The sequence below is a fragment of the Oleiphilus sp. HI0079 genome (assembly GCF_001635105.1).
The window spans coordinates 1-6500 of sequence record NZ_LWFT01000596.1 but is presented as its reverse complement, the minus strand read 5'-3'; the positions used below and the strand labels follow the sequence as shown (position 1 = coordinate 6500).

At 45.7% G+C, this 6500-nt stretch carries 4 protein-coding genes; 3 read left to right on the top strand and 1 reads right to left on the bottom strand.

Going from position 1 to position 6500, the window contains the following annotated elements:
• Positions 1–106: 106 nt before the first annotated feature.
• Together A3750_RS10430 and A3750_RS10425 are read left to right on the top strand one after the other, a co-directional pair.
• Positions 107–724: a hypothetical protein gene (locus A3750_RS10430; protein ID WP_068521613.1), complete on the top strand. Its 618-nt coding sequence runs from the start codon at positions 107–109 to the stop codon at positions 722–724.
• A 745-nt stretch (positions 725–1469) separates the two neighbouring features.
• The gene (locus A3750_RS10425) at positions 1470–3293 is read left to right on the top strand and encodes a hypothetical protein (RefSeq protein ID WP_068465515.1); all 1824 of its coding nucleotides are present in this window, start codon (positions 1470–1472) and stop codon (positions 3291–3293) included.
• Between the two features lie 421 nt (positions 3294–3714).
• Here A3750_RS10425 and A3750_RS10420 read toward each other — a convergent pair whose 3' ends face one another.
• Positions 3715–4179, bottom strand: a complete 465-nt coding sequence (locus tag A3750_RS10420; protein ID WP_082863176.1) for a pyridoxamine 5'-phosphate oxidase family protein — start codon at positions 4177–4179, stop codon at positions 3715–3717.
• Positions 4180–4893: 714 nt separating this feature from the next.
• Here A3750_RS10420 and A3750_RS10415 point away from each other — a divergent pair.
• Positions 4894–6486, top strand: a complete 1593-nt coding sequence (locus tag A3750_RS10415) for an NAD(P)/FAD-dependent oxidoreductase (protein ID WP_068520817.1) — start codon at positions 4894–4896, stop codon at positions 6484–6486.
• Positions 6487–6500: the final 14 nt, after the last annotated feature.

Below are 6500 nucleotides of genomic sequence, written 5' to 3'. Positions count from 1 at the left end.
TCGCTGCTGAGTGTCGTTTTCTGGGACTTCTAAATCGCTTTGTCATAAAGATGTCATGTGCGCTGATTAGCCTCGTTCTTTTATTTCTAACGTGACGGAAAAGAGTATGTTTATAAAAAGTGAGCTTACAAAACGATTTAAAATAGTGGGTGTGGCATCTGTATTAACACTCGGTTTGACAGCCTGTGCATCCAACGACAAGAAAGTAGCAGATGTTCCTGCGCCTGAATCTAAGACCGAACAAATGGCCAGCACTGAAGCGACGAAGATGACAGTATCTGAGTTATACGAAGTGCATGACGATGGTCGAATCTATGTTTTCTATGATCGCAGCTTATATGAAGATTTTCTGAAAACGGGCCATACTGCTTATATGTTGGCACGAATTGGTGCTGGGCCTAAAGGTGAAACGATCAAGTTTGCTTTGACCGGCGAAGACAAGAAAAAGCGTTCTGGCATTCCAAGCGTTGAGTTGTTTGATGGCAATGCTGACGCGGCTTCACCGTTTTATGCAGAAATGCGTGCAGAGGGTCGCATCTATGTATTTGATAATGCCGACGATTTGACTTCTGTACGTAAAGTTGGCGAAGCGCCTTATCGTTTTACTGAGATTGGCGCAGGCCCGAATGGCGAGACAATCGTTTATGTGTTGAACAAGTCTAACAAAAAGCAAAAGCCTGTGGAGTTGATCGAAGCCTTTAAAAAGCAAAATGGCATGAGCTAATTGCGCTGAACATGCAGGCATAATGTTGGTATTAGAATCATAGTTCGATTACAACATTGTGCCTGTTTCCATAACCCCTCCCTCCCAAAAAAATGCTCTCCCAGCACCCCAGTTACGCTTCAAGCGCCAGTCTTATCTCAAAGTGGATTCGAAACTATCTAGCATTTGATGATCTGAGATGTCTCATCGAAAGCAGACATCTTGAGTGTTTTTCTCAAGTAACGGCTGTCACCAAATAGCGGACATTCTGCGCTGCCTCTCAATCCGTTTGCCCCAGAGCAAGAACTAGCAATTTACCAAGATAACGCTTGCCGTTTATCGCTTGCACTTTGGCATCGAATTCACATCATCATAAAAAATCATAATCCAAACTTGCTGGTTAAAAATCACTCATGTAACATCATGTAACTGGGTGGTTATAGCCATCTGACCGATTGGCTATGAAAACTGGGGCGAGTGGGTTTGGTCTTCTGATGTAGCTGTTGGCGCATCAGACCCTGCATTTGTCCCCGGCTGGGACTTGGTTTACACAGTGCATTTTAATACAGGCCGTGAAGCTTCGGTCGAGTGGGAGCCATGGTATTATCGACGACCGTTGATGCGAGTGCGCCCATAGAGAAACAGGGCTCGGCACGTTAGTAATATACTAGACCTGTCTAAAGCTGAAATACCTAGCTGTCGTTTCATTAAAGAATTAAAAAATAAGAAGTTTCATCCAAGAAAAAAGTGTAAATGGAGTTTTTTCATGCTGAAAAATTCAAAGCCTTTGTTCATTGCTTGTGCGACTAGTTTATTAATTGGGTGTGGCGGAAGCTCGTCTTCATCTAATCCTGCGTCTGCGCCGACCACTGAGATTGGTGTATTTCTTGACGAAGCCGTGGCCAATATCGGATACAGGACAGAAACCCTTGAGGGAGTCACTGACTCTCAAGGGCAATACGATTACGTTGAGGGCGAAACCGTTACCTTCTTTATCGGAGATCTTGAGTTCCCTCCTGTTACTGCTAGCGGCGTTGTTACGCCGTTGGACATGGCTGGCACTGAGGATACATCCGACCCTACTGTCGTAAATATTATTAGATTACTACAGTCAATTGATGAAGATGGAGATCCGGACAACGGAATTACGATTACTGAGACCGCGAAAAACAATGCCACTCAAGTTAATTTTGACGTAAGCGTTAGTGATTTCTCTTCATCCGCCGCAGTGACGACTTTCATTGCAAACTCAGGGTCAGTAAATACCACTCTTATTTCGGAAAGCGAAGCCATTGCGCATTTTGAGGGAACCCTAATTGATGAGGGAGAAGTGTTTGTACCAAGCAACAGTATCGCTGGTGTGTGGGTTAACGAAGAGACAACAAACGAGTTGCTCGCGTTTGTTTTCTTTGAGGATGGTACCTATGTCCATATGGAGATTGACGAGGTTGCTCCATTAAACCCTGATAACCCAAATGAAGTAAGTGGGATGGAATGGGGAACCTACTCTATTGATCCTGAAACTCGAGAACTCACAGCTTCGATTACCTTTGACGGAAACTTCGATACCGGCCTTACAGACTCTATCGGGCAAGTTGATATTTTTGCTCGAGTTGATGGCAATACACTTACCATTCAAGTTGATGATAATGATAGTGGCACCATTGAAGAAGGCGAAGCAACAGATTTCACTCGTTCATCTAACGCCGGTATCCTCGGCGCTTGGACCAATACTGAGACAACGAATGAGCTATTAGCATTCGTGTTTTTTGACAACGGTACCTATGCGCATCTCGAAATAGACGAAGTTGCTCCTTTAAACCCTGAAAACCCTAATGAAGTGAGTGGGATGGAATGGGGGACCTACTCGATTAACCCTCAAACTGGCGAACTTACTGCTTCAATTACCTTTGATGGAAATGACGATACGGGCCTTACAGACTCTATTGGACAGGTTGATATTTTTGCTCAAGTAGCCGGAGATACGCTTACGATAGAAGTGGACGATAATAACAATGGCTCCATCTCTGAGGATGAGCAATTTAATTTTGAGCGTGCTCCAATGCCGTCATACGAGCCAATCTTGATCGAGGTTGCATGGGTGGAAACACTCACCAATTATTCTCAAGGAGAATTCTTTAGCTTGAATGGTGGCTCTTCAACTATGCAATGTGACGCAGGCCGAGATCGACAAGTTGGAGACATTGAAACGGCCACGGTAGAGCTTGTTAGGCAGGGGAATACGGTTACTGCGACGGTTTTAGATAGCAACAATAATGCAGAAGAGGAAGATCTCGGTGAGAGCTGGACTTATTCTTTCAATCTTGCGACGACAACGCTAAGTAATAGTGAGACGTATACCGATGAGGATCCGACAGGGCAAGAGGGAGACATTTTTAGCGACTATTGGGAGCTAGAAGAATCGTATCAATGGAATCCAGATACAGGTGTTTTCGAGGGTATTTATATCGACAATAATGATCTAAGTTGGAGCCTTGATAACTCTGTTTCGTCTTGTCGGAGAACATTCTCGATTGTGATGACGCCAACTAGTAGTCAATCGAAAGTGAATGCATTTTTGGGACTGTAACTTCCCTCAAAAAATGATTGGAGATCTCTGGGCAGCTGCATCGCTGCCCTTTTTATTGTTCACCGAATGTGCCCATCAGCTTGGTACTCTAACAAAGATCTTAGTCCCTGTAGATGCAAGCTATTTCTCCATTTTTCTAACAAATTCAATACTCAGCTAGCGCTCCCGTGAGGTCTCCTTTCCTCTTGAAGGCTATGCTCAGAAACCGCTGAACTGAGATCAAAATGATCCAGCCACGAAGGTCTGCTTTTCTCACATTTCAAATGAAGATTATCTGCTTAGGCGATGTCTGCTTTGGTGTGTAAGCCGAGGCGGTGGCCTAGTAACTTTTTAGTTCGCTTTTGAAAAGCAGCAAAAAAACATGAAGAGTTTGCCCTCGCCAGTTCTAAATACCCGTTTATGTGTAAGAGCTCCTAAATTCTCAACGAGGTTCATATACCATAGTTTGTGTATATCCGATCGCGAGTTGGTAGGCCTTAATATTGATCACGATCAACACAGACTGTTCGGCGTTGAGTAGCTTTGTCAGGCTGTCATTTCTATTTCGTAATTGTTCTATGAGATCGGGACGAGAGCCAGTGTTTACAATGTCGGCAGAGCCGTGCGCGGATAGCGCAAATCCTTCGGTGTGGTCTTTGTTGTTTCCGGTTCGATTATCCCAAAGCAAACTGACATTTGGATTCGCGCGGATGTTTCGAACTTTTTGTGTGTTGTCGAACGAGGCAAGGTAAATAGAGCTGAGGTCATCAACTGCGGAATAGGCCATCAAATGCTGATAGAGCACTCCTTGGCCTTGAGTGGCTAAAACAGACTGTACCTGATGATTGAGAATGGACCGGATTTGATTCGCAATTTCGTTTTGTTTTGCCTCTGAGCCACTAGTCATTCTTAGGCCTCTCGTTCATGAGGGGTGTGCATACTTTAAAACTATTTGCCTTGAAACATCAGTACTCAATCGTTATTGGCTTTTCTGGCCTCTGTGTGACCATTATCGAATTTAGAAGAAAACACACGCTGTGGGTCACTTTAAGGGTCCGCTAGCTACCTAACTAACCGCTAGCTACCACACTGTTAGGTAGCTAGCGGAGGCCACACAGTGCTTGGTAGGTTGGCGTGATGGAGTGTTTAGTGCTTTTCAGGAGTTGAAGGCGTCATTCTCCAAGGCTTGCCGTCACACGTTGCGTAATTGCTGCAGTCGCTGGTGCAGCCTCGGCAGGGGAGCCTGTGCCCAAGAATAGCGTTTTTAAGCTTCTTTACTTTTTCTTCTGCTGGGTTGTGGGACAAAATATTAACTCCTAATTGAGGGTAAGGTTAAAGATAACGTTAGTTCCGAGATTATTAAGAATTACGCTGCGGATAACTTGGCGGTTCACATCAGTCTAAAGCTCGGCCTCTATTAACACGAGTTCTATTAGCATCAGCTTCATTAAAAGCAGCGTCACAATCATGTCTGTCGGTAGGCTCACCTAAACTGAACGCTAGGTCCGATATCAAAACCACATCAAACAAATGAAAATTCTTAACTTTACACTGTATACATGCAATAACTTTACGTTGTATAGTTGCGGCGTTGTTGAGAATTTTGAGACGGGAGAGGGTGATGAGCCAATACGATGCAGTGATCATTGGGGCGGGTAATGGCGGTCTAACGGCTGCGGCAACACTTGCGCGCGGTGGCGCGAAGACCTTGCTGCTTGAACGACACAATATACCGGGTGGTTGCGCGACTTCTTTTGTCCGTGGCGACTATGAGTTTGAGGTTGCCTTGCATCAGTTAAGTGGGCTCGGTACCGAAGAGAAGCCGTTCATCATGCGCAAAATCTTCCGTGAGCTGGGCGTGCTCGATAAAGTGGAGTTTGTGCAGGAGCATCAGCTCTATCGCATGACGGTGCAAGACGAATTCGATATCACGTTACCGGCTAGTTGGAGCGGAATTCGAGATACCCTAATCACACACTTTCCTGAAGAAGAACAGGGCGTAAAAGACTTCATGCTGCTTTGTGAGCGTGTTGTGCTTGAGAGCTTTATGGGGTTTAAAGCCGCGTTAAAGATGAATAGCGAAGAGATGCTGCTTAAGAACAGTAAGCATTATGCTGAGCACGGTTTGCGCAGTGCTAAAGATATTCTTGATGAGCATTTCAATAACGAACACATCAAAACCTTGCTAGCCGCTTACTGGTGCTACTTGGGGAAGGCCCCAAAAGATATTAACTTCGTTGATCTGGCGATGATGCTCTATGCCTATGGGGTGTTTAAGCCTTGGCATATTAAAGGTGGCTCACAGGCTCTATCGAACGGATTACTTGAATCGTTTCTAGAAGCCGGTGGTGATGTTCAGTTTAACTGCGCGGTTGAACAGATTGTCACCGATCAGAGTGCGGTTGCTGAAGGTGGCAAACCGCGCGTTGTTGGTGTTATCACGGAGCATGGAGAGCGGATTGAGACCTCTCAAGTGATCTCGAACGCAAGTTCGGTGGTGACCTTTGTGGATCTTCTCGACACGCCGAATCTTCCAGACGAAATTTCCAAAGACTTCAAATCGCGCGAAATCGGCACGTCTGCTTTTTGCCTTTATATTGGTCTTGATTGCACGCCGGATGTCATTGGCATCCATAACGCGTCCACGTTCATGTCGACCACAACAGACGAAGATTTGATGCACGAGACCATGCACACCATGAACCCTCCGGTTGCGACCATGCTCACTTGCTATAACGTGGATGATCCAAGCTTTGCGCCTCCGGGCAAGAGTCAGGTTTCGCTGTTGTGTTTGCAGTACGGCAAAGTTTGGGAAGATGTGCCTGTCGAAAAATATGCTGAAACCAAGTATGCCTTTGCTGAATATTTGATTGATCAGGCGGAGGCGTTCTTCCCTGGATTTCGCGCGCATATCGAAGAGATCGAGGTGGCAACACCGCTCACCATGCAGCGTTACTTAAACACGCCGGGTGGGTCGATTTATGGTTTTGTGCAAAATCCGGAAGACGGAGAGATACACCGGCCACGCTATGACCAGGTGGATGGCTTGCACATGGCGGGTTGTTGGCAGGGGATGGGTGGCTTTCAACCAACCTATATGGTTGGACAATCCACGGCCAAAGCGGTGTTGAAGAAACTAAAAGCGCAAAGCATAGCGGAATCATCACAAGAGAATGCGCAAGAAAGTAAGCAACAGGAGACGACACATGCCTGAGCAAAACGAACTAC

What these genes read in the sequence shown, in the direction of transcription:
- A3750_RS10430 (WP_068521613.1), top strand. Translation starts at nt 107, where the DNA reads ATGTTTATAAAAAGTGAGCTTACAAAACGATTTAAAATAGTGGGTGTG.
- A3750_RS10425 (WP_068465515.1), top strand. Translation starts at nt 1,470, where the DNA reads ATGCTGAAAAATTCAAAGCCTTTGTTCATTGCTTGTGCGACTAGTTTA.
- A3750_RS10420 (WP_082863176.1), bottom strand. Translation starts at nt 4,179, where the DNA reads ATGACTAGTGGCTCAGAGGCAAAACAAAACGAAATTGCGAATCAAATC.
- A3750_RS10415 (WP_068520817.1), top strand. Translation starts at nt 4,894, where the DNA reads ATGAGCCAATACGATGCAGTGATCATTGGGGCGGGTAATGGCGGTCTA.